The 22,241-nt window shown below is 32.8% G+C and carries 22 protein-coding genes and 1 pseudogene; 19 read left to right on the top strand and 4 right to left on the bottom strand.

Translation table 11 applies throughout. The features are described 5' to 3' along the window. Positions 1–69: 69 nt before the first annotated feature. The gene (locus E0Z07_RS10935) at positions 70–459 is read right to left on the bottom strand and encodes a group III truncated hemoglobin (protein ID WP_006259418.1); all 390 of its coding nucleotides are present in this window, start codon (positions 457–459) and stop codon (positions 70–72) included. A gap of 58 nt (positions 460–517) precedes the next feature. Here E0Z07_RS10935 and E0Z07_RS10930 point away from each other — a divergent pair, with 58 nt between their 5' ends. From E0Z07_RS10930 to E0Z07_RS10910, 5 genes are all read left to right on the top strand, one after another. Next, the gene (locus E0Z07_RS10930; protein WP_058700031.1) at positions 518–1,267 is read left to right on the top strand and encodes a Rossmann-like and DUF2520 domain-containing protein; all 750 of its coding nucleotides are present in this window, start codon (positions 518–520) and stop codon (positions 1,265–1,267) included. After that, positions 1,267–1,794 (top strand): KdsC family phosphatase, encoded by a 528-nt coding sequence (locus E0Z07_RS10925; protein ID WP_006263197.1) that lies wholly within the window; start codon positions 1,267–1,269, stop codon positions 1,792–1,794. The genes E0Z07_RS10930 and E0Z07_RS10925 overlap by 1 nt, the downstream gene beginning before the upstream one ends. 8 nt (positions 1,795–1,802) lie before the next feature. Beyond that, complete coding sequence (locus E0Z07_RS10920) at positions 1,803–2,390, top strand: Maf family nucleotide pyrophosphatase (protein ID WP_006263196.1); 588 nt, start codon at positions 1,803–1,805, stop codon at positions 2,388–2,390. Between the two features lie 2 nt (positions 2,391–2,392). Further along, complete coding sequence (locus tag E0Z07_RS10915) at positions 2,393–2,917, top strand: mechanosensitive ion channel domain-containing protein (RefSeq protein WP_006263195.1); 525 nt, start codon at positions 2,393–2,395, stop codon at positions 2,915–2,917. A 253-nt stretch (positions 2,918–3,170) separates the two neighbouring features. Next, entirely contained in the window at positions 3,171–4,859 is a 1,689-nt protein-coding gene (locus tag E0Z07_RS10910) for an SLC5/6 family protein (protein ID WP_131540740.1), read from the top strand. Between the two features lie 486 nt (positions 4,860–5,345). On the opposite strand, the gene E0Z07_RS10905 is transcribed toward E0Z07_RS10910, so the two are convergent. Both E0Z07_RS10905 and E0Z07_RS10900 read right to left on the bottom strand, forming a co-directional pair. Then, a complete protein-coding gene (locus E0Z07_RS10905; RefSeq protein ID WP_006259425.1) occupies positions 5,346–5,954 on the bottom strand; it encodes a trimeric intracellular cation channel family protein in 609 nt (202 codons plus the stop codon). A gap of 22 nt (positions 5,955–5,976) precedes the next feature. Beyond that, positions 5,977–6,714 (bottom strand): RDD family protein, encoded by a 738-nt coding sequence (locus E0Z07_RS10900; protein ID WP_131540739.1) that lies wholly within the window; start codon positions 6,712–6,714, stop codon positions 5,977–5,979. A 17-nt stretch (positions 6,715–6,731) separates the two neighbouring features. Here E0Z07_RS10900 and E0Z07_RS10895 point away from each other — a divergent pair, with 17 nt between their 5' ends. From E0Z07_RS10895 to E0Z07_RS18245, 11 genes and pseudogenes are all read left to right on the top strand, one after another. After that, complete coding sequence (locus tag E0Z07_RS10895; protein WP_131540738.1) at positions 6,732–7,697, top strand: stage II sporulation protein M; 966 nt, start codon at positions 6,732–6,734, stop codon at positions 7,695–7,697. 4 nt (positions 7,698–7,701) lie between these two features. Next, positions 7,702–8,622: a hypothetical protein gene (locus tag E0Z07_RS10890; protein ID WP_131540737.1), complete on the top strand. Its 921-nt coding sequence runs from the start codon at positions 7,702–7,704 to the stop codon at positions 8,620–8,622. After that, on the top strand, positions 8,622–9,449 hold the full coding sequence (locus tag E0Z07_RS10885; RefSeq protein WP_131540736.1) for a DUF4129 domain-containing protein: 828 nt from the start codon (positions 8,622–8,624) through the stop codon (positions 9,447–9,449). The genes E0Z07_RS10890 and E0Z07_RS10885 overlap by 1 nt, the downstream gene beginning before the upstream one ends. 1 nt (position 9,450) lies before the next feature. After that, positions 9,451–10,656 carry a hypothetical protein gene (locus E0Z07_RS10880; RefSeq protein ID WP_071307256.1) on the top strand — a complete coding sequence of 402 codons (1,206 nt, stop codon included), beginning with the start codon at positions 9,451–9,453 and terminating at the stop codon, positions 10,654–10,656. A 9-nt stretch (positions 10,657–10,665) separates the two neighbouring features. Then, entirely contained in the window at positions 10,666–11,664 is a 999-nt protein-coding gene (locus tag E0Z07_RS10875; protein WP_131540735.1) for an AAA family ATPase, read from the top strand. A gap of 14 nt (positions 11,665–11,678) precedes the next feature. Further along, positions 11,679–13,013 carry a DUF58 domain-containing protein gene (locus tag E0Z07_RS10870; RefSeq protein WP_058699479.1) on the top strand — a complete coding sequence of 445 codons (1,335 nt, stop codon included), beginning with the start codon at positions 11,679–11,681 and terminating at the stop codon, positions 13,011–13,013. Positions 13,014–13,017: 4 nt separating this feature from the next. Continuing rightward, on the top strand, positions 13,018–13,812 hold the full coding sequence (locus E0Z07_RS10865; RefSeq protein WP_131541091.1) for a TrmH family RNA methyltransferase: 795 nt from the start codon (positions 13,018–13,020) through the stop codon (positions 13,810–13,812). 112 nt (positions 13,813–13,924) lie between these two features. Beyond that, positions 13,925–16,486, top strand: a complete 2,562-nt coding sequence (locus E0Z07_RS10860; protein WP_131540734.1) for an SEL1-like repeat protein — start codon at positions 13,925–13,927, stop codon at positions 16,484–16,486. Between the two features lie 123 nt (positions 16,487–16,609). Further along, entirely contained in the window at positions 16,610–17,590 is a 981-nt protein-coding gene (locus E0Z07_RS10855) for an IS30 family transposase (protein ID WP_006258416.1), read from the top strand. A gap of 55 nt (positions 17,591–17,645) precedes the next feature. Further along, on the top strand, positions 17,646–17,804 hold the full coding sequence (locus tag E0Z07_RS18250) for a hypothetical protein (protein WP_225582009.1): 159 nt from the start codon (positions 17,646–17,648) through the stop codon (positions 17,802–17,804). A gap of 15 nt (positions 17,805–17,819) precedes the next feature. Then, a pseudogene (locus tag E0Z07_RS18245) lies at positions 17,820–18,110 on the top strand (GNAT family N-acetyltransferase); the annotation flags it as partial. A gap of 40 nt (positions 18,111–18,150) precedes the next feature. Here the strand turns inward: E0Z07_RS18245 and E0Z07_RS10845 are convergent. Further along, the gene (locus E0Z07_RS10845) at positions 18,151–19,524 is read right to left on the bottom strand and encodes an MFS transporter (RefSeq protein ID WP_131540733.1); all 1,374 of its coding nucleotides are present in this window, start codon (positions 19,522–19,524) and stop codon (positions 18,151–18,153) included. A gap of 213 nt (positions 19,525–19,737) precedes the next feature. Between E0Z07_RS10845 and E0Z07_RS10840 the strand changes: the two genes are divergently transcribed. The 3 genes from E0Z07_RS10840 to E0Z07_RS10830 all read left to right on the top strand — a co-directional run bounded on the left by E0Z07_RS10840 (position 19,738) and on the right by E0Z07_RS10830 (position 22,003). Then, positions 19,738–20,640, top strand: a complete 903-nt coding sequence (locus E0Z07_RS10840; protein ID WP_039329106.1) for a helix-turn-helix transcriptional regulator — start codon at positions 19,738–19,740, stop codon at positions 20,638–20,640. Between the two features lie 92 nt (positions 20,641–20,732). After that, positions 20,733–21,215 (top strand): GNAT family N-acetyltransferase, encoded by a 483-nt coding sequence (locus E0Z07_RS10835; protein ID WP_131540732.1) that lies wholly within the window; start codon positions 20,733–20,735, stop codon positions 21,213–21,215. Further along, entirely contained in the window at positions 21,212–22,003 is a 792-nt protein-coding gene (locus E0Z07_RS10830; protein WP_039329103.1) for a hypothetical protein, read from the top strand. Before E0Z07_RS10835 ends, E0Z07_RS10830 begins: the two co-directional genes overlap by 4 nt. The last annotated feature ends 238 nt before the right edge of the window (positions 22,004–22,241 follow it).

Below are 22,241 nucleotides of genomic sequence, written 5' to 3'. Positions count from 1 at the left end.
ATGATACTAACAAAAAAACGGAGTTACTATTCAAAGCAACCCCGTTTTATGATAACACTATATTCTTCTTTACTCCAATGGCTTCATCCCTGCTTCTCTAAAGTATTCTATTTTACTTAAGAACATCGCAGCCATACGCTCTGCTCGCCACTTCGCTTCATCAGCTATTTTTCCTTCATATAGTTCATCCACCGTACCATTAAAGATTCTCTTCCATTCTTCAAAATGCTCGCCTTCTACAGGTAGCTGTGCATGAGGAGGAAAAGGTTTTCCTCTATATGTATACTCTTCTAATAGAATAGTTTGCCAGAAGGCGTACATTTTCTCTAAATGCTCAGGCCATCTCCCCTCTAGTTTACTATTAAAAATAGGGCCGATAAACTCATTCTCCTGTACTCTTCCATAAAAGGTATCTACTAATACCTTAATATCTTCTATGTTTTCTATATCTTTTCTCATTACAAATTATTATTTTTACACACTATCTGTTTACAAACAAATACTAAACTTCACTGCTATGATTTCAATATCCATTTTAGGTTCTGGTAAAGTTGCTCGACACTTGATACTAAACTTTTTAGAACACGACAATATTTGTTTACAACAAGTGTATGCACGAACTCCTAACAAAGTTAAGGACTTAGTCTCTCACAATCAAATTATTTCAGATATCAATGAGCTAAAACCTGCAGATATTTTTATCATTGCTATTAGTGATGATGCTATAGAAGAAGTATCCTCTACCATCCCTTTAAAAGATGCATTTGTGGTTCATACTTCTGGGACAATGCCGATGAACTCTATTGCTACCACAAGTAGAAAAGGAGTCTTCTATATGCTACAGACTTTCTCTATCGATAAGGAGGTTGATTTCAGCCTTATCCCTTATTGTATCGAAGCTAGTAACAAACAAGATTTTGAACTTTTAGAAAAGTTAGCTTTATCTTTTTCTGAAAGAGTATATAAAATCTCTACTGACCAGAGACAGTCTATACACCTAGCAGCAGTATTTGTAAACAACTTCACCAATCATCTTTTTAAACTAGGTGAAGATATTTGTAAAGAGAATATGGTGCCCTTTGACATTCTAAAGCCTCTAATTCTAGAAACTGCTACTAAGGTTCAGACTTTATCTCCTAGAGAAGCCCAGACAGGACCTGCTGCACGTAATGATCAAGGAACTATAGACCGTCATCTAGAAGCGCTAAATGACCCAATAAAAAAAGAAATATATCAACTCATAACTAATTCAATACAAAATAACTAATGTCTAAACATTTTAAAGAGATAATGAATGACATCACTACGTTCATATTTGATGTAGATGGTGTATTAACAGATGGTACTGTTCACGTAACACAAGAAGGAAATTTACTAAGAGATATGTACATTAGAGATGGATATGCGATGAAAGCTGCTATCGAAAATGGATATAATGTATGTATTATCTCAGGAGGTAGTAATGAAGGTGTGCGTACGAGGTTTGCTAACCTTGGTGTGAAAGACATCTACTTAGGAGTACCTGATAAAGTAAAAGTATTTAAAGAATATATAGCAGCTAATAATATCAATCCTGATAACGTATTATACATGGGAGATGATATACCAGACTATCATATCATGCAAGAAGTAGCACTGCCTACTGCTCCACAGGACGCTGCACCAGAAATAAAAAGAATCTCTAAGTATATCTCTCATCTTAACGGTGGCAGAGGGGCTGTTAGAGATGTGATCGAACAAGTCATGAAAACACAACAAAAGTGGTTTCAACACTTTAACGCTAAATTTGACTAATAAATATTATGCTTAATAAGCTATTTAAGGATTATAACATCGTACTAGGATCTAACTCCCCTAGACGTAAACAATATTTAACGGACTTAGGGTTCTCTTTTACAGTCCGAGCTTCGGATATAGATGAGTCTTATCCTGAAGAACTAGTAAGAGAACAAATCACTGACTATATTGCAAAAGCAAAGGCTGATGCTATAGAAATATTACACGATAACGAAATCATCATTACCAGTGATACTACTGTGTGGAATAATCATACTTCACTAGGCAAACCTGAAAATAGAGATGAAGCCTATACCATGCTAAAGAGCTTATGTGGTCATGAGCATGAAGTAATCAGTTCTGTATGTTTAAAGAGCAAGGAGAGCGTAAGTGTATTCCACTGTATTACTAAAGTGAGTTTCTCTGATCTATCTGATGAAGCCCTTTATTTCTATATAGACCAATACAAACCTTATGACAAGGCTGGGGCTTATGGTATACAAGAATGGATAGGATTAGTAGGCATAGATAAAATAGATGGTTCTTATACTAATATAGTAGGCTTACCTACTAAAGAACTTGTAGAGGAATTACTAAAATTCATTAAAAACTAAATATGCTAAAAGAATATTACACAGAAATTATAGCAACTGTAATTACATTAGTTCTATATATTCCTTGTAGAAAGTTAATAGGATATATCATCCGATCTTTCTCTACTAAAGAGCAGCGTAAAGATAGCCGAGTACTACTGATTATCAGATTATTTAATACACTTTTATCGGTTATTTTTTTAATTCTCGTACTAACGATTTGGGGAGTTCAACCAGAGAATTTTATGGTTACACTTACATCTGTATTTACAGTAATAGGTGTAGCGATGTTCGCTCAGTGGTCTTTATTAAGTAATATCACAGCAGGAATCTTATTATTCTTCTCATTTCCATTTAGAATAGGAGATACCATCAGATTACAAGACAAAGATTTCCCTATAGAAGCTAAAATCATTGATATCAAAGCATTCTGTACTATATTACTCACTACAGAGAACGAGAAGATCTCTTATCCTAACAGTTTATTATTACAAAAGGGAATTGTTATAGTCAATAAAAAAGAGGATATAGACAATCCTACAATATAATAGTGGCACAAATTTTGTATTTACCATTTCGGTTTAAATAGTCAAATGGTAGTAGAAGAAAGGCTAGTTAACCTATTTATAGGTTTTACTAGTCTTTTTTTTATAAAGTTAAAACTAATCAATAAAACTACTTCAGAACACAAACACTTATCTATACTGTACTCTTTATAGAAGATCATAGATTCTATTCTAGCTATATAAAGGCCAGTACCACAATATCATTTGTTATTTATCCCTTCTTAATTTCGTTGAAATGAATGCAATTGATTGGAGTATTTTTATACTAATTTTATTTATCGTTATCACCATTAAGCACTTTAAACTTAATAAAGCAGATAACAACTCTATTTACGAAAAGTCAACACTACACTATGGTTTCAAGATTATAGCGGTACAATCTTTTATATACACTTTTATCTCTCTTCCAGGACAAGCTTATTCACAGGGAATGACATTCCTACAGCTGTATCTAGGTATTCCCTTAGCTGTATTTATAGTTATATTCTTAATTATCCCAAAATACAAAAAACACAATACTAAAAGCGCATTTGAATACATCAAGGCGAAGTCTAATAAAAGAGTCTATTACTTAACCAGCATTATTTATCTAATCCTAAGATTACTTGTTCTTACTATTACATTCTATGCTACGGCTATGATACTCTCTATTTTATTAAAAATAGATTTCAAAATCTTACTCTTAATCATAAGTGCAATTTTTATCGTTCTGAACATTCTTTTTAAAAACAAAACCAATTTATTCCCTAGACGAAACCAGTTATTATACGCCATTATAATAACGACTATCATCTTTCTGACCATATTATACAAACTACCAGAAGGTATGTATCTAGAAGATACATTAAGCTTCACCGCCTCTTTTGATAAACTTACTGTGATCGATAGCGATCTTGCTCTAAAAGATAAGTTTGACTTGCTTAAATGTTTAGTAAATGGTACTATACTATTCGTCGCCCTATTATCTATAGATACAAAGATTCTACAGATATATAGACAGAGTAAATACTCTGATAAGACTAAGGATGGATTGATTATCAATGGGTTATTCAATGTCCCTTTTCATTTCTTTATTCTATTGACAGGGTGTGTGTTATTTACATTTTACCAGTTTAACGATGCACCTTTACATTATAACCCTCATAACGTGCACACAGTCTATCAATCTGAATATGCTGAACAATACGATCAAATCAAACAAGAGTATCAAAAAATATTGAACTTAAAGAAAGAAGCTAGCTTCTTATATAGTGGGCAAATCTATCAGAACTATAGTAATCAAATACTAAAAGATCAAATACTAAGCTTAACAGAAAATGCAAATAAACTTCAACTAGAAGCAAAAAAATTAATTAAAAAGGCGAATCATAATGTAGAAGTGAATGATTCTGACTTTATACTTCTTCACTTCATCAACTTTCATGTACCCACAGGGATAGCAGGTGTTATCATGGCTTTATTTTTTATCTGTTTACTTTCGATAGGATTTCACGAAATAAATTGGCTATCAAAAAAAACAAAAAAACTGTTATCTCAGACCAAGTCAAGTGCTCTGCCTCATCCAGATAACAAAAGATATCATGATATCATTACGCTTATTATTATTATCCTTGCTCTGATTATAGTATATAATATTCCCGTATTTTTAAATCTTATCCAAATACTATGGGCGTACTCTTCTCTGTTTTCAGGAACTCTACTTGGTATTTTACTAGTGACCATGTACTTTAAAAACAATAATAAAGCTTTGTTTTACACCATTTTACTAACTCAAATCACTATTATTACCCTATACATCACTACTCCTATTCATTATCTATGGTATAACACTATTGGGCTAGCTACTATCCTTATATTAGTACCTATCGCTAACCTAATTAGTAAACTATTTTCTAATCATAATAGATCTAATATATTATCTTAGCATTAGATTAACCACACTTAGTTTCTAACGCATATCATCCAAAGATTCGGATTAGCGCTCTATTGCACTGAAGTACGTATGATATTCTAGTCTCGTTTTGTATAAAAACTATATGACAATGCTATAGCTCTATATTGTGTCCGTTCTTTTACTGGATTTAACGGACTCACTACGGACTCATAACGGACTCACTACGGACTCACTACGGACTCAAATCAAGGGAAACAAGAACAAGAATGCTCCCAGAGTAAGACAAAATTCGAACTACCGAACTTAACTAAATTATATTGATTCACTATTGACTATATCATAATTAACAGATTGTTCTACAATACACTATTACTAATATGAAGCCTTCTAGTCTAGTACATTTATCCCTGTTTACTCATCGCTAATATACTCAATAAAAAAAAGTGTATACTACATCATGATATGTACTATACACTTTATATTCTTTCTTTAGTTATTTATTCTAAGAAAGGAAGCTTACACATTCGCAAATGGCAAACTCCACTTATACTTCACAGCTAATACTCTAATCAGAATAATAATACCTGCTGTACCTACGTATAAGATATCCTTACTCAGCTCAAAATAGTTTAGTAAATAATAAACTAAACCTCCAAGGATACATGCTGTGGCATAGATCTCTTGTTTAAAAATAAGTGGAATCTTATTCGCTAAAATATCGCGAATAACCCCTCCAAAACAAGCAGTAATCGTACCTAAGGTAACACAGATAATCGGGTGTAAGCCTACTGTCATCCCTTTCTCTATACCGATTAATGTGAACACAGCGATACCTATGGTATCAAATAGGAAAAGAGAATAACGCAAGAAGTTAAACTTCTTATAGAACACAATAGCCATAGCTACCCCTAATAAGGTTACATAAAAATAACTAAGATTAGTAAGCCACATCACAGGTGTCCATCCGATCATCATATCTCTGATAGTCCCTCCTCCAATAGCTGTCGCGAATGCTAAAATAGTCATCCCAAACAGGTCTAACCTTCTTTCACGCCCTGCTAATGCTCCCGAAATTGCAAAAGCTAATGTTCCGAGCAAATCTAAAATATCGAAAAAATTAAACATTAAATAGTATAAAAATAATGCGCTAAACCTTAGCTGTTAAATAATTGTAGTCTTTTAATACCGTTTCTATAAACTCCTGATCAGAGAGTGTCTTCAGCTCACCTATACCTAGTACGCTCTTAAGTTTCACGACTAGCTTCTGTAATAACTCGTGATCTCTATTTGCTTTAAAAGTAGTTAAAGCTTCTTTTATAATATAAACATCTTTATCTGTCAAACTTAACACCTGCGCAAATAATGGGGTGTACTCCTCCTCTACTTCCTGAAAAATAGTGGATGACAAAAGTAATCTTTCTTTAACAGATATCACTGCTGTACCTGCTAAAATATCACCTAATCGCTGACTCTTATCTGTACATATAATTGTAATCAAACCAACTGCTGCTGAACCTATCCAAAAATCTACTAATCTCATTACCCAACGGCTAGCATAGTCTACTACAGAAGCTTCATACCCGTCTATCTTAATCACCTTAATCCTCATAATCTTCTTACCTGGAGTGGCTCCCTGCATAATCGTCTCAAAAAACAGAGTATAAAACAAAGCAGGAGAAGCGATGAGAATCATAACCGCGATTTTAGACCACTCATCTATAAAAGCATTAACTATTCTTAGTTGACTTACAATATAAAAAATCAGAATCAAATACAATCCCTTAAAAATAAGATCTAAAATAGAAGCAATCATTCTTTCACCAATAGATGCAGTTTTAAATTCTATTTTGATATTTTGTGTTGTATTTATTGTTAAATTAGCCATAAATTATCTGCTTTTAAATGAGAGAAGTCGCTTTTATCAAATATAATAAAGAAAAATGGATTGAATATGAACATACAATATATTCTAACTCAATTCATAAACCTGATTACTTGGCCGATATGTACATTCAGTTAATGAATGATTTATCCTATGCACAAACTTATTATCCCAAGAGTAAAGTTACACAATATCTCAATATTTTAGCAGCGCAAACTTATCAAAAAATTTACAAAACAAAACGTATTGAGGAAAATAGACTTGTTTATTTCTTTAAGACAGAAGTTCCTCTAGTTGTGCATGAAAATCGTAATTATCTTTACTTTTCTGTACTAACCTTTCTGATTATTGTAGGTATTGGTTTTGTTTCTGCTCATTATGATTTAGAGTTTATTCGTTTAATATTAGGAGATCATTATGTTAACCTAACATTAGATAATATACAGAATGATGACGCGATGGGTATCTATAAATCTGGTAGTAACTGGGGAAGCTTTGTAGGCATAGCGTTTAACAATCTATTTGTGTCCCTCAAATTTTTCATCTATGGAATCTTTGCAGGATTAGGTACACTATTCTATCTACTCTATAATGGCATAATGCTAGGTGCGTTTCAATATATGTTTATCAGAGAAAATGCTTTTATGGACAGCTTTAGAGGGATATGGTTACATGGAGCTATAGAGATCACAGGGATAATCATTGAGGCATTTGCAGGCTTTGTATTTGGGGGAAGTCTTCTATTTCCTAAAACCTTCTCGAGAAAGAATTCCTTTATTCGAGGGTTTAAGAATGGATTTAAAATATTCTTAGCGATGGTACCATTCGTTATCACAGCTGCTTTTATAGAGGGCTTTATAACACGCTATGCTAAAGAGATGCCTGATGTGCTAAACTATATTATTATACTAGGTACATTCTCTATCATTATTTATTACTTCTTCATCTATCCGAGAAGAGTATATTCAAAACTTATTAAATTATAAATCTATGTTTGTTGTTTTTAAAAAAAGAGATTTTAGTGACTTAATGAATGATACAATTTCATTCTTTCAAAAAGAAGGAAAACCATTCTTCAAAAATTACTTTACCCTATGTGGTATCCTATTACTAGTCTTATTTGTATGTACTTACTTTCTATTTGATATGGTATTTTCTGGGTCTAGCTCTGCAAATAACTCATCATTAGATACATTTATAGACAATAATATTGGTCTTTTCTTCTTAGTAGTCTTAGTAGCAGGGGTTGTTCTTATTCTTATAAGCATTATAGCTATGTCATATCCTGTATACTATCTAAAGGCGATGGTAGAACACCCTAAGGATTATCAAGATATAAAGCATATCATTAATCCTCTAAAAAAGGATATTTGGAGATTACTTGGTTTCGCACTTGCTTCTTTTTTCACTATATTACCCTTAATTGCAATTGCTTTCTCTATCGCGGCTGTTTTAATCTTTTTATTAATAGGGATTCCCCTTTTACTGATTATGATGCCTGCTGTTGCTTCATGGATAAACTTAGCTTATTATGAATATGTGACTAATAGAAGTGGATTCTTTGAATCATATCAAACAGCTTACTATATGCTGAAAAGTAAATTCTGGATTATCGTTGGAAACACTTTCTTAGTTTATCTAATAATACAAATCGTTACAATGACGCTAAACATTATCACTCAAATCATGTTCTATGGAGGAACAATATTCAGTGAAAAAAGTTCTTATGATCTAGAAGACACACAAGGTTTTAAACTAATATTCATTGGTCTCGTTATCTTAAGTACCCTAGTATCTTTCGTGATGAATAATATCATGTTGATTAATCAAGGATTAGTTTACTACAGCATCAGAGAACAAAAAGAAAATACACAGTCTCATGCAGACATTGATATGATTGGAAAAAACTAATGAAGAGATTCTTATTTATACTATTATTTTTATCATTTGCTACTCCTCATTTTGGGCAGGTAGAGCAGGATACTATTGTATCTAATGTAGAGTCTTCACAAGATGAAGAAGACAGCTCTGCGACTGCTCATGAAGCTGGAGTTATCAAGGCTAAGCCTGTCAATGTACTTCCATACTTAGAGGAGACGAGTACAGATATAGTAACTACTAAATTTGAGACAGATTATAAAAAGAAATACAAGAAAGATCCTGACTTTGACTATAAAGAAGAACTTAACAAAGACTCTATTTGGAAGCGCTTTAAGCGATGGTTAAATCAGCAACTAACTGACTTCTTTAGACAATTTGATATTGACTATGAAACAAGTAGCCGTTTGCAAGTTTTTTATAGAATAGCAGGGATACTAGTTATCTTTCTTTTAATTTATTATATCATAAGAGCTGTTATTCAGAAAGATGCCTATTGGCTATTCAAGAAGAGCGCTAAAAAGATGGAGATACAGGTCGATGAAATTGAGTTAAACCTTAAAGTAGTGGACTTCCCTTCTCTATTAAACAAGACCATTGCGGAGCAACAATACCGTCTAAGTATTCGTTACTATTACCTATGGCTACTACAGAGGTTACAAGAAAAAGAGGAGATCGAATGGCATATCGAAAAAACGAACTCTGACTATCAAAACGAAATAAAAGATAGCAAACTAAAAGAGGATTTTAAGTATCTTTCTTATCTATATAACAATATATGGTATGGAGAATTTGAAATAGAAGAATCTGAGTTTAACCGTGCAAAACAGTCATTTGACACTATACTAAAACAAAGCTAAAATGAGTAAGTCAACAAAAATAATGTTGTTCCTTTTTATCGTGATTATGGGCTTTGTTTATTTTATAGAGTCTAATAAAGTAGATCCGATAGATTGGCGCGAAACTTTAGATAATACACATAAAATCCCCTTTGGGACATATATACTAGATCAGGAAATAGACAAAGTGTTTCCTAATGATAGTGTAATCAGAATCACTGGAAATGTCTATGACTTCTTTAAAGATAAAAAGTATGATAGTATACACACTAACACACTGTTCTCTTTAAAGAACTATGGGTATATAGACTCTTTCGCTAGAGTAAATCTACATCACTATATCGCAAAAGGAAACACTGCTGTTATCTTTCAAGATAATATAGATGGGTTAATAGAGGGGATAGAGACAGACTATCTACAATATACGTTAAGAGAAGAATTATTAGATCAAGATAAGGTGTCTGTGACATTGGCTAATCCGAATATTTCTACTTATTCGTTTCAGTTAAAAGACTTAAATACAAACTACTTCGATATTCCTGATTCTCTACGTACAAAGGTAGAAGTGTTAGGATACTTAAAGTATAAAGGAGTCAAATATCCTAACCTCATTCGTTATAAAGAGGGATCAGGTCAACTTATATTAGGACTTCAACCTATTGCATTTACAAACTATAATTTGTTAGAAAGTAATAATCACCTTTATGTACAAGGTGTATTATCTTACTTACCTCAACAGAACACCTACTTCACTGTATCTAGATTACCAGGAGATAATGAGTACCACTCTACTTCTATTCTTAGATTTGTGTTTAAACACCCAGCCTTGACATGGGCATGGTATTTCTTCCTTGGAACGTTGTTTGTGTTTATTATTTTCACAGCGAAAAGAAAGCAAAGAGTAATACCGATTATCACACCACTGTCTAACACCACTGTTGAATTTACCAAAACAGTGTCTAATCTTTATATTCAAAATAAAGACTATGAAGACTTGATCAATAAGCACATTATATACACCTTAGAAAAAATAAGACGTGTACATTGGCTAGACACCACTAAACTAGATGAAGTATTTATCAATAACCTGCATACCAAAACCAAGAAAGACAAAGAAGATATCGTCAAATTTGTCAGGTTTATAGAGCAGTTTAAAGCTGCCCCACACCATGCATCAGAAGAAATGCTAATCGAATTAAACAAAATAATTGAGAAAATCATTGATTAAAGATATACTATGGAAAATACAGTAACCCCAGAAGAAAACTTACATTTCGAATCTAGACTAGATTTGAGTTTGTTACAAGAGAAGGTAAAAGGAATCAAAAGTGAGATACAGAAAGTAATCGTTGGTCAAGATAAAACGATAGATCAAATCATTGTATCTCTATTGGCTAATGGGCATATTCTATTAGAAGGTGTACCTGGAGTAGCCAAAACACTTTCTGCTAAATTATTAGCTCAAACTATCGATATGGGCTTTAGCCGTATTCAGTTCACGCCTGATTTAATGCCTTCTGATATATTAGGTACCTCAATTTTCAATATGCAAAAAAGTGAATTTGAATTTAAAAAAGGTCCAATATTCTCTAATCTAATCTTAATCGATGAGATAAACCGTGCTCCTGCCAAAACTCAGGCTGCGCTGTTTGAAGTAATGGAAGAACGCCAAATCACAATAGATGGACATTCTTATAAAATGAATGAACCATTTATAGTAATCGCTACTCAAAACCCTATTGAACAAGAAGGTACTTATAGATTACCTGAAGCGCAATTAGACCGTTTCTTATTTAAGATTAATATAGACTATCCTTCATTAGAAGAAGAAATCGCCATCGTTCAGAGAGAACATGAATTATTAGATAAAAAGAAAACTACGATGATCAATAAAGTAGTTACTCCTAATGAAATCATTTCTTTCCAGAAGCTAATCAAAGAGATTATCGTTGAAGAAAAGATCATCGAATACATTGCTAAGATTGTTGCTGATACTCGTATTAATCCATTGTTATACCTAGGAGCTTCTCCTCGTGCCTCTATTGCTATTCTTAATGCAGCAAAAGGATTCGCTGCTATTAATAACAGAGACTTTGTGACACCTGAGGATGTTAAAGAAGCTGCTATACCAGTGCTAAAACACCGTATCATAGTATCTCCTGAAAGAGAGATGGAGGGTGTGACAGCAAATGATATTATTAATCAAATCATCGAATCAATAGATATTCCTAGATAATAAAAACAATACTTATGTTTAAATTATTCAAGCAACTTTATTTACAAAAACGAGTGTATATGGTCTTAGGGGCTATTATAGCTCTATTTGTACTTGCCTTTATATTTCCAATACTGTATAAAGTTGTTTGGGGGTTATTTGTATTATTTTTTGCTATCATATTGGTAGATATCACCCTGTTGTTCAACAAGAAGAATAAAGTAGATGCTGTGCGTATCTTACCCGAAAAGCTATCTAATGGTGATGATAATACCATCTATATCTCCATAGAGAATAAATATAATATCGCAGTACAATGCGATATTATAGATGAGATTCCTTTTCAATTTCAGAAAAGAGATTTTGAAATCACTAAAACCTTGGCTCCTAAGGAACAAAAAACACTTAGCTATACCTTAAGACCTACGACTAGAGGAGAGTATGTCTTCGGAAAGTTAAACGTATATATATCTAGTCCTCTTAAATTAGTATCTAGAAGATTTGTTTTTTGTGATGACGTTACCTTAGCTACCTACCCTTCTTTCATTCAAATGAAGAAATATGATTTGATTGCTTTTTCTAAAAACAAGTATGCTTTTGGGATGAAGAAAATCAGAAAGATTGGTACTACTACTGAGTTTGAACAAATAAAGGAATATGTATTAGGAGATGATATACGCAATATTAACTGGAAAGCGACTGCTAAATCTAGTCAATTAATGGTCAACCAGTTTCAGGATGAGAATACAGAGTCTGTTTATAATATTATCGATAGAGGGCGTGTGATGCAGATGCCTTTTAATGGTTTATCTTTACTAGATTATGCGATTAACTCTACCCTAGCCTTATCTAATGTTATTCTTAAGAAAAATGACAAAGTAGGATTAATGACTTTCTCAGAGAATATCACAAACCAACTCCCTGCTGAAAGTAAAATAAGTCAATTGCAAAAAGTTATGGAGCAATTGTACAGAGTCAATACTAACTTTGTAGAAAGTGACTTCGGAAAACTATATGCGCATATTAGACATAAGATTACACATCGTAGTTTGATTATTCTTTACACTAATTTTGAATCCTTGTCTAGCTTAAAAAGACAGTTGCCTTACCTAAGAGCTATTGCAAAAAATCACGTTCTATTAGTCGTTTTCTTTGAGAATACAGAGTTAACTAAACTGACTGAAAAAAAGGCTAAAAACACAGATGATATTTTTGACAAAGTAATTGCAGAAAAATTTAACTTTGAAAAGCGTTTAATAGTAAATGAATTAACCAAATATGGTATTCAATCTATACTAACTGCTCCTGAAGAATTATCCATAAACACGATTAATAAATACCTGCAAATCAAAGCTAAGGGTACCTTATAATATGATGATTAAAAAAATAGAAAGCTCACAAAACACCTTGATTAAAAGCATTGTTCAACTTCAAGAAAAATCTAGAAATAGGAAGCAATCGGGTACATTTGTTATTGAAGGGCTTCGAGAAATAGAATTAGCAACTAAAGGAGGATATTCATTAAAGACTCTTTTATTCTATCCTGACCTTGTGTCTGAGACCTCTCTACGACCTTTTATTTCAAGAGAAACAGAGCTAATAGAAATATCTAAAGATGTATATCAGAAACTAGCTTATAGAGATACAACTGAAGGGGTAATAGCTATCGCACATACAAAATCATTAGACCTAGAGGATCTAAAGCTTTCTGAGAACCCTATAATCTTAGTAGCTGAGGCTACAGAGAAACCTGGAAACATAGGTGCTATACTTAGAACTGCTGATGCGGCTAATATAGATGCTGTAATCATCGCTAACCCTAAAAGTGATATCTATAATCCTAATGTAGTTCGCTCTAGTGTAGGATGTGTTTTTACAAATCAGATAGCCATGGCTTCTACTACGGATGCTATTGCCTTTCTAAAAAAACACAGTATCAATATCTACTGTGCTACATTACAAGATTCGACTTCTTATCATACAAGAGATTATAAAGAAGCTACTGCATTCGTAGTAGGTACAGAAGCTACTGGACTTACTCAAGAATGGAGAGATGCTAGTACGAAGAATATTATCATACCTATGAGTGGTGTGATAGACTCCATGAATGTATCTGTTGCTGCTTCTATCTTACTGTTTGAAGCAAAACGCCAACGAGATTTTAAATAACAAAATATACAGCACCTTATCCAAGGTGCTTTTTTTATACTTACAATTAGCTATAAACAGCTATAAATATTTGTAACTTTTATTCTATTTTTGAATGCAAAAATAAAGTAACATGGGACACAGACATATCGTAACTAATATAGACTTAACATCACAAGGAGAAGTAGAATATCATTTCGTAGGAGAGTGGAAATATGAAATACCTTTATTCTTCTTTCCCCTATTCTGCATTCCCGTACAATCTAAAGAGTTAAAAGATTACAGTCTAAAACCTTCTTACCTTCTATACTTCAGAATGAAAGAAGCCATGCCTTTATTTAAACAGTTTCATCAGTGGATACAATCAAATATAGATATACTCGTTCCTAAAGAACATCAACCTAGTTATTTTGAGTCTTATCAAAAGCAACTATATTACTTCAATAATTTAGAGGGAGATAGCTTTGTACTTGATGGTTCTGATGTCTATAATATGAGTGAAGGTAGCCATAAAGCTCTAGCTAAAGAATATTTAGCTACTATAGAGCGATTAGCTGCTGAGTTTAAAGAGCTATTAGACAGTAATGCTAGCGTAGAGCAATTCAACAACTCTGATATTGCAAGTTACTTCTTTCCTTTTACTACATTCCAAGAGTATCTTAATAATGATAATGCTAACTATGGATGGGATTGGTTAGAAGTTGCTTTTCAACCAAACTATGACTTTTTACACTTTGAAGAGAACGAGCGTTGGGGAATAAAAAAACTTGATGGAGAGATTATTCTACCTGCTATTTATGATGGAATTGGGGAGTTTGAAGAAAGTGGATTAGCTTATATTATTTTAAATGATAAATGTGGATTAATAGATAAAACAGGAAAGATTGTCTTAGAGCCTGTTTGGGACTATGTGAGTGATACGGGTATCACTTATGTACAGAGTAATACTGATGATCCTGAAGACTATGACACCATAATAACTTGTTCTTTAAAGAAAGAAGAGAAATATGCACTATATAATCTTACATCTCAATCTTATATCACAGACTTTATCTACGATGAAATAGAGCTACTAAAAGACGATTATTACAATGTCCTACAAGGTGATTTATACGCTGTATTTAATTATAAGGGAAAAGAGTGTATACCATTTACCTCTACTGCTCCATTCGAATACTATTATCAATATTTCTGTGGAAAACAGAAGAATAAAAACATCATGTATTCTAACGAGTATAGTTTTATAGGTAACTTTGATTTTAGTGATATCACAGATATTGGTACAGGTAATTGCTTATTAGTTCCTTCAACAAATGGCTCAAAACTCAAGAAAATTATTAATGCGCAAGGAGAACTTGTCTTAGATAATGTAAAAACAGCAGAAGGGTTAACAGAGAAATGTATTAAAGTAATCACTGATGCTGGAATGTCTATCTATGATATTGAGTTACAACAAAACTTATTCGAACCTATAAAAGGTCGTATAGAAAAGTATATCTTAATGGATATCAATCTTAGAATAGGCGAAGTATATGTAAGTTCTGGCAAGAAAAAAGGTATTTATGATTGTAACAGACGAGTATGGACTACTCCATTACAAGTTTGTACAGACTTAAAAAATGTGGCAGATGATTTGTATGCATTAAAAAACAATCAATGGTCATTAATAAGAACAGAAGAAGAAATACCATTAGTAGAAGGATGTAGTTATATAACAATACACCCTCTAAACAAAAGTACCTACCCTGTTATTATTTACAAAGACAATGGTGTATATACTTGGCATGACAATAGTTTGCAACTATTATCTAATACCCAATTAATAGCATTAGCTACTCGAATGCATTACAATCAGGAAGGTGAAGTAAGATTATTTAAACCTTCTTTTTCTGTACAGTCAAAACAATTTACACTGACAGATTATAAAGATTTAGAGTCTTTTTATATTACTAAGATTAAAGATTATTACTTAGAAAATGACTTTACAGAGTTGTATGAACAATTACTGAGTTTTGCAGAAGAATTAAACAATGGTGATCTCTTGCAAGACTTAGGGTACAAATATTTAACTGAAGAAGAACATCTTGATTATCCTCAAGCATTAAAATTGTTTTTAAAGGCTTCTGAACTAGGTAATCATTATTCTGCTACAAACATTGGTTATATGTATTTTGAAGCCTTAGGAGTAGCCTATGACAGCGAACAAGCCATAAAACATTATAAACTAGGAGCAGAAAGAGGAAATAGTCAAGCTAAGTTAAACTTAGCTTATATTTACTATGAAGGCGCAGAGGGAGTTGAAAGAGATTTTAAAGAAGCACTAAAGTACTTTCTTCCTTTAGACAAAACATGGGGCTTCTTCTATGTGACTAATTATATTGCTGATTGTTATTACCTTCTTGGTGAGTATAAAAAAGCGTTGAAGTATATTAAAAAAGACCTGAAAGAAGAAGATCATTTAGGGTCTTTCTTAATGGGTAAATTCTATAACCTTGGTTATGAAGTCAAACAAGATACAGCTAAAGCTATTGAATACTTTGAACAAGCTGTGGAAAAAGGTTATGTATATGCTACTACTGATTTGTTGTATATTTATGCCTATGATGAGAAGTTTAAAAACAGTGAAAAGTTGGCTTATTACTTAGATATAGCTAAAGAACACGATTTAGATGTTCCTTTAGATCTTAAAACTTAGATTCAACTAATAAATGCAACAGCATTTAAAAAACGGCGGAGAACATTTGCTCCATGGAGCAAATGTTCTCCGCCGTTGGCGAAAAAAAACATCTACTTTTGAGGTTCCTACACACCCAAAAAGATGTCACATTTAACGTTAGAACAAAGATATAAAATAGAAGCATATAAAAAGGCAGGTAAATCACTTACTGAAATTGCTTGTTATATAGGCAAAGACAAGTCTGTTGTTAGCAGAGAGCTTAAGCGCAATTCAGACGAAAGAAATGGTGTTTATAAAGCTAATCTTGGACAAAGAAAGACAGCTCAACGACACAAAGAAAAACGCAAGAGAATACGCTTAACTGAAAACGTAAAAACAACTATTATAGACTATCTTAATCAAGATTATAGTCCAGAACAAATAGTAGGTAGAAGTAAAATTGAAGCAAAAGAAATAGTCTCTGTTGAATGTATTTATCAATTCATTTGGCAGAACAAAAAACAAGGAGGAAAGCTTTATAAGCATCTTAGAACTAAAGGTAAAAAATATAGAAAAAGAGGTACATGCAAAGACAGTAGAGGCTTGATAAGTAATAGAGTAGATATTGAAAAAAGACCTAGTATAGTTGATGATAAATATAGAATAGATGATCTTGAAATAGATTTAGTAATAGGGAAAAATCATCGTGGAGCACTGCTTACTATAAACGATAGAGCTACAGGGGTTTTATGGATGGGAAAGATAGAATCAAAGGAAGCTCACGTTGTAGAAGCTAAAATTATAGAACTCTTAAAAGACTTCAAACCGTTACTTCATACTATGACTTCTGATAACGGAAAAGAGTTTGCAAACCATCAAAATATAGCTAACACTCTAGAGCTTGATTACTACTTCGCAAAGCCTTATCACAGTTGGGAAAGAGGAGCTAATGAAAATTTAAATGGATTAGTAAGACAATATTTCCCTAAAATGACTAATTTCGATTTAATTACACAAGCAGCAATTGACAAGGCTGTAAATATTTTAAACAACAGACCAAGAAAGAGATTTGGTTTTAAATCGCCTAACGAAATTTTTACAGAAAAATTAAACCTAATGGTTACTGTTGCATTTAATACTTGAATCCACCAAAGCAAAAACACATTGAAAAACTTTTTAAGTAAATGGTTTAAATAATATGATACAAATACGTCCTGCTAGATTAGAAGATATACCTCAATTACAATTGCTTTATCAAAAGCAGTTTGTAGTAATGCAAGAATATCAACCTGATTACTTTAAAGCTGACCTACCTGCTATTGAATTCTTAGAAGAAACCATACAATCGGATGAATAGGACTTCTTAGTCGCTGTAGATAATGAACAACTAATTGGTATGGTTGCCTTGTTTATAGAGCATACTTTACCTTATGAATGCTTTGTGCAACATAGATACCTCAACTTTGCTGATATCTATGTAGAGCCTGAGTATCGTAGCTCAGGAATTGGGAAGCAATTAATTGATGCTGTTAAACTATGGGCAAAAGATAAACAAGTAGACTACATAGAGCTTCTTGTAGTAGAACAAAACAAACGTGCTTATGAGTTATATCTCAAAGAACATTTCGAGCCTGTTCATACTGTAATGAGGTATAAGATATAATAAGAAACGCCCTTGCAATGATTTGCAAGGGCGTTTCTTATTACTCTTTTAGAGCTTTGACAATGCCAAAACTCAAAAACAAAGCTATCAATAGCAATACACAAATTAAAGCCAGCACTACTGCAAATGCTAAAGTATAATCTATAGTTTGAGCAATGCCAAAAAACACACTTCCAATAGCAGCTACTCCAAATGCTGAACCTATCTGTAAACCACAATTGACAACTCCTGAAGCTAATCCTGCAAATTGAACAGGTATATTACTTAAGCTTAATCGAACTACAGATGCTAATGTCAATCCCATTCCACATCCAATTACAAATAAATCAACCTTAAACAACAAGGGGACAAAACCGTACAAAGTATATAGTAATAATAAGAAACCTATTCCATACACAACTAATCCTAAAGAAAGTATAGTCTGCTTAAAGTACTTACTTATTAAAGAAGAACTCAACGACATAATAATAAATCCAATACCAAAAGGAATAATAGCCTTACCTGCCTCCATACTTGTCCAGTGTAATTCTTCTTGTAAATAAATACCTAATACTAAATAAAACACTCCACTTGCATAGTATAGAAAGCTTGTAATTACTCCTAGTTTTAAATTCTTAAACTTAAAGATAGTAAAGTCTACTAAAATGCTCTTTTCTTCTTGTTTACGCTTATACTGAACCTTGACAAACAAATACAAAAATACTACTGAAGCAATTAAGAATGCTATAGTCTGTATATCTATTCCCCTCTCCACTATAGTAGTCAAAGGATAGATAAAACTCATTAATCCTAAACTTAACAAAGCAGTTCCTCTATAATCCACTTTTTCTATAGACTTATGATCTTGTTTTGGTAATGCGATAACTGCCATTACCAACGCAAATAACCCAACAGGCAAATTAACTAAGAATATCACACGCCACCCTAAGTCAAATATATTCCACTCTATCAATACTGCTCCAAGATATTGTCCTAACGCTGCGGCTATCCCAAAAGTAAAACTATACAAAGCCATTACTAAACGCTTTTCTCTTTCATCAAAAAGCGTATGCAGAATAGCCAAAACCTGTGGTATCATAACTGCTCCTGATACCCCTTGCATCACTCGCCCAGCTATCATAACAGTGGGTGTCTGCGATATTCCACATAAAACTGAGGAGCTAATAAACCCCACTAAACCAATTATAAATATCTTTCTCCTTCCATAGATATCTCCAAATCTCCCTCCTGATATCTGAAACACAGCATAAGCACAAGTATAAAAAGATACTATCATCTGCAGTTCACTACTACTTGATCGAAGAGAGTGTTGTATAGAAGGTAATGCTAAATTGACAATATAAAAATCTAAAGGTGAAAGTATAGTGGCTACTAATAATATAAATAGTATAAACCATTTGTCTTTAAAAATCATAAAATACATTTTAAAAACTTAGTCAAAGCTTTATCTCAACTAAGCTATTATTACCTTACAAAATTCCTAAAGAATTATACTTACTAGACAACGCTATAAGGTCATAAAACAACGTGAGAAGAAGTATCATAACTAACTACAAATCATTTCACTAACAACTTATTTAAAACCAATATAAAAACTTATTTTTGCAGATGATAAGAAACATAAGCTATGTTACAAGGAAATAATCAAGGGAACTTAATCGTAGATAGTCATCATATAGTAGGAGCTACACATACTATGGATATTACAGTAATCCATACTGCTATAGCGAGTATTAAACACGGGGTATATACTGCCGAAGAAGACTTCTATCACACTGTACTCCCTACTAAAGAATCTATTCTTACATGTAGCTGTATACAAGGAAGTAGCTTAACCTTAAACCATGACAACCTCAACATTCATGAGCAAGGGGCTCTATTGTTTAAAGAAAAAGCTGTTCCTTATGAACACATTATGAAAACAGCAAAAGACAAAAGAGGAGAATTCTTAGAAATAGCCGTAAACAAAACCTTTGTCACCAACTTATTTGAAGAAGAAAAAGAATACTTAGAAGAGCTATTAGGTAGCCAATCTTCTAAACTCATCTTTGACTTAAATCTTAATACATTACAAGTATTACAACAGCTTATCTCTAATCCATATCAAGGAAAACTTGCAGAACACTATATCAATAATAAAGTAGAGGAAGCTCATTTATTACAATACCACAATTGGAGTTATAATAGACCCCATAAAGAATTAAGCCTTCACCGAAAAGATGAACAGGCACTACACGAAATCAAATCGTATATCACAGATAATTATAACAAAGACTTCACGATACAAGAGTTAGCGTTGAGAGTAGGTATTAACCAAACCAAACTAAAGAAAGGCTTTAAAACACTCTTCGGAACGACTACGTTTAAGTATATCCATGACCTGCGCATGCAGAAAGCTTTAGAAATGATAAAAAGTAGAGAGTATAATATCTACGAGATAGCAGAGTATGTAGGTTATAAACACAGTCACCACTTCTCCACAGCATTTAAGAAATACTATGGTCAGCTACCTACTAAGATAAAAACATAACCTATGCTACCAACTCCTTTCATATAAAAATATCATATGTCCTAGTCAGTCTAATGATAAACCTATATTTTAGTCACTTAATACTACAACCCATGATAAGAAAAGCACACTTAGACGACATCCCTGCGATACATAAACTATACAGCACCCTCTTTGACGGAATGGCAGTACTAGAGCCTGCCTATATGAAGGTAGCTCAGCAAGACACTGCTTTTATAGAAAGTGTTATCAAAGGAGAAAATGATTTTATTATTTTTGTAGCAGAAGACGATAAAGAAGTTCAAGGCTTTGCTATAGCACAGTTACAGAGCGCACCACCCTATAACTGCTTTGTGCAGCAACGTTTAGTTTACCTATTGGATTTAGTCGTTAACCCAGATAGTCGCGGAAAAGGCTATGGAAAGAAGCTAATCCAAACTGTCAAAGAATGGGGAGTTCAAAATAAGGTAGACTACTTCGAACTAAGTGTTCTCTCTCAAAATAATAAAGCAATAGACTTATACCTAAGAGAAGGGTTCGAGACCTTTAATATCTCTATGCGTATGCGCCTTGATGACAAAGCACAAAACAAATGAATCAAACTGACTATGCAATAGGTATCACCGTACCAATAGAAGCAGATTATGTATTATCACCTACTGTACTGTATGATGACGAACTTACAGGTATCTACTTTAACACAGAAGATGAGCAGTACGGACGTATCACATTTAGTAATCTAGATGCGATACGAGTATGTCGTGGAGAATATCTTCCCTATCCAGATGACTGGACAGAAGATAAGGAAGTGCCTTGGGTCTATGTAGTACAGCATTCAAAATGGCAGATGGAACGATATAGGTATGAAAAAAGTCATTATGGAAGAGCTTATGAATTCGGTGGGGATGTAGAAGATATGCGTACAGACTTTAAGCATTATATCTTTAAGTTTCATGACCAATTTGTTGAAGTTATCGCAAGAGGTTTTTGGTGGGAAAAGGACACTAAATCTTTAATGAACCAACCTCTACAAGTAGGTCATCCTTTCTTAAACTTACCAACTGAAGAAGCAACTTTACATCAAGCCCATGGGTTAACTACTCAGATTACTAAAAATACACTGCCTATTGAGGTGCTAATAGAACAAGCTAAGTATTGCTCTCAAAAGTTATATCAATTTTCATTAGTATTAGAAGGGAGTACTAGTGTGGACAACACCGTATCTATAGTGAATAAAGAAGGAAAAATACAGAGTGAACTAAGAGGATACTTTGGCGGAAAGACTAAGGCTTTTGATGGCATCCCTACTTTAGAAGAAGTCCTTCCGTATATAGAACAGTACATGTCAGAAGTAGCAGAAAGAAGAAGAGCAATGGGAAAATAGATTCTATTTTCATTTAATTGCTCTATAGAACTTCTAATCGTTATTTAGCCACTTTCAGATTAATGACTCATAAAATATTTCAGATTAACTAATTATCCTAAACTACTCTAGTTTTCTAGCTGAATGGTATTAGATTAATTTGGTATAAGTCCGTACTGTGTCCGTTATGAGTCCGTAGTGAGTCCGTTATTTTGGCTAAAATAACGGAGTGATTACAGATTCATGTCTTAATTACTAC

Source organism: Myroides odoratimimus (genome assembly GCF_004337635.1).
In the GTDB taxonomy this organism is placed as follows: domain Bacteria; phylum Bacteroidota; class Bacteroidia; order Flavobacteriales; family Flavobacteriaceae; genus Flavobacterium; species Flavobacterium odoratimimum.
This window is presented reverse-complemented; position numbering and strand designations above follow the sequence as displayed.

What these genes read in the sequence shown, in the direction of transcription:
- E0Z07_RS10840 (WP_039329106.1), top strand. Translation starts at nt 19,738, where the DNA reads ATGTTACAAGGAAATAATCAAGGGAACTTAATCGTAGATAGTCATCAT.
- E0Z07_RS10855 (WP_006258416.1), top strand. Translation starts at nt 16,610, where the DNA reads ATGTCACATTTAACGTTAGAACAAAGATATAAAATAGAAGCATATAAA.
- E0Z07_RS10925 (WP_006263197.1), top strand. Translation starts at nt 1,267, where the DNA reads ATGTCTAAACATTTTAAAGAGATAATGAATGACATCACTACGTTCATA.
- E0Z07_RS10870 (WP_058699479.1), top strand. Translation starts at nt 11,679, where the DNA reads ATGTTTAAATTATTCAAGCAACTTTATTTACAAAAACGAGTGTATATG.
- E0Z07_RS10910 (WP_131540740.1), top strand. Translation starts at nt 3,171, where the DNA reads ATGAATGCAATTGATTGGAGTATTTTTATACTAATTTTATTTATCGTT.
- E0Z07_RS10875 (WP_131540735.1), top strand. Translation starts at nt 10,666, where the DNA reads ATGGAAAATACAGTAACCCCAGAAGAAAACTTACATTTCGAATCTAGA.
- E0Z07_RS10865 (WP_131541091.1), top strand. Translation starts at nt 13,018, where the DNA reads ATGATTAAAAAAATAGAAAGCTCACAAAACACCTTGATTAAAAGCATT.
- E0Z07_RS10860 (WP_131540734.1), top strand. Translation starts at nt 13,925, where the DNA reads ATGGGACACAGACATATCGTAACTAATATAGACTTAACATCACAAGGA.
- E0Z07_RS10900 (WP_131540739.1), bottom strand. Translation starts at nt 6,714, where the DNA reads ATGGCTAATTTAACAATAAATACAACACAAAATATCAAAATAGAATTT.
- E0Z07_RS10895 (WP_131540738.1), top strand. Translation starts at nt 6,732, where the DNA reads ATGAGAGAAGTCGCTTTTATCAAATATAATAAAGAAAAATGGATTGAA.
- E0Z07_RS10845 (WP_131540733.1), bottom strand. Translation starts at nt 19,524, where the DNA reads ATGATTTTTAAAGACAAATGGTTTATACTATTTATATTATTAGTAGCC.
- E0Z07_RS10905 (WP_006259425.1), bottom strand. Translation starts at nt 5,954, where the DNA reads ATGTTTAATTTTTTCGATATTTTAGATTTGCTCGGAACATTAGCTTTT.
- E0Z07_RS10915 (WP_006263195.1), top strand. Translation starts at nt 2,393, where the DNA reads ATGCTAAAAGAATATTACACAGAAATTATAGCAACTGTAATTACATTA.
- E0Z07_RS10830 (WP_039329103.1), top strand. Translation starts at nt 21,212, where the DNA reads ATGAATCAAACTGACTATGCAATAGGTATCACCGTACCAATAGAAGCA.
- E0Z07_RS10880 (WP_071307256.1), top strand. Translation starts at nt 9,451, where the DNA reads ATGAGTAAGTCAACAAAAATAATGTTGTTCCTTTTTATCGTGATTATG.
- E0Z07_RS10935 (WP_006259418.1), bottom strand. Translation starts at nt 459, where the DNA reads ATGAGAAAAGATATAGAAAACATAGAAGATATTAAGGTATTAGTAGAT.
- E0Z07_RS18250 (WP_225582009.1), top strand. Translation starts at nt 17,646, where the DNA reads ATGATACAAATACGTCCTGCTAGATTAGAAGATATACCTCAATTACAA.
- E0Z07_RS10930 (WP_058700031.1), top strand. Translation starts at nt 518, where the DNA reads ATGATTTCAATATCCATTTTAGGTTCTGGTAAAGTTGCTCGACACTTG.
- E0Z07_RS10890 (WP_131540737.1), top strand. Translation starts at nt 7,702, where the DNA reads ATGTTTGTTGTTTTTAAAAAAAGAGATTTTAGTGACTTAATGAATGAT.
- E0Z07_RS10920 (WP_006263196.1), top strand. Translation starts at nt 1,803, where the DNA reads ATGCTTAATAAGCTATTTAAGGATTATAACATCGTACTAGGATCTAAC.
- E0Z07_RS10835 (WP_131540732.1), top strand. Translation starts at nt 20,733, where the DNA reads ATGATAAGAAAAGCACACTTAGACGACATCCCTGCGATACATAAACTA.
- E0Z07_RS10885 (WP_131540736.1), top strand. Translation starts at nt 8,622, where the DNA reads ATGAAGAGATTCTTATTTATACTATTATTTTTATCATTTGCTACTCCT.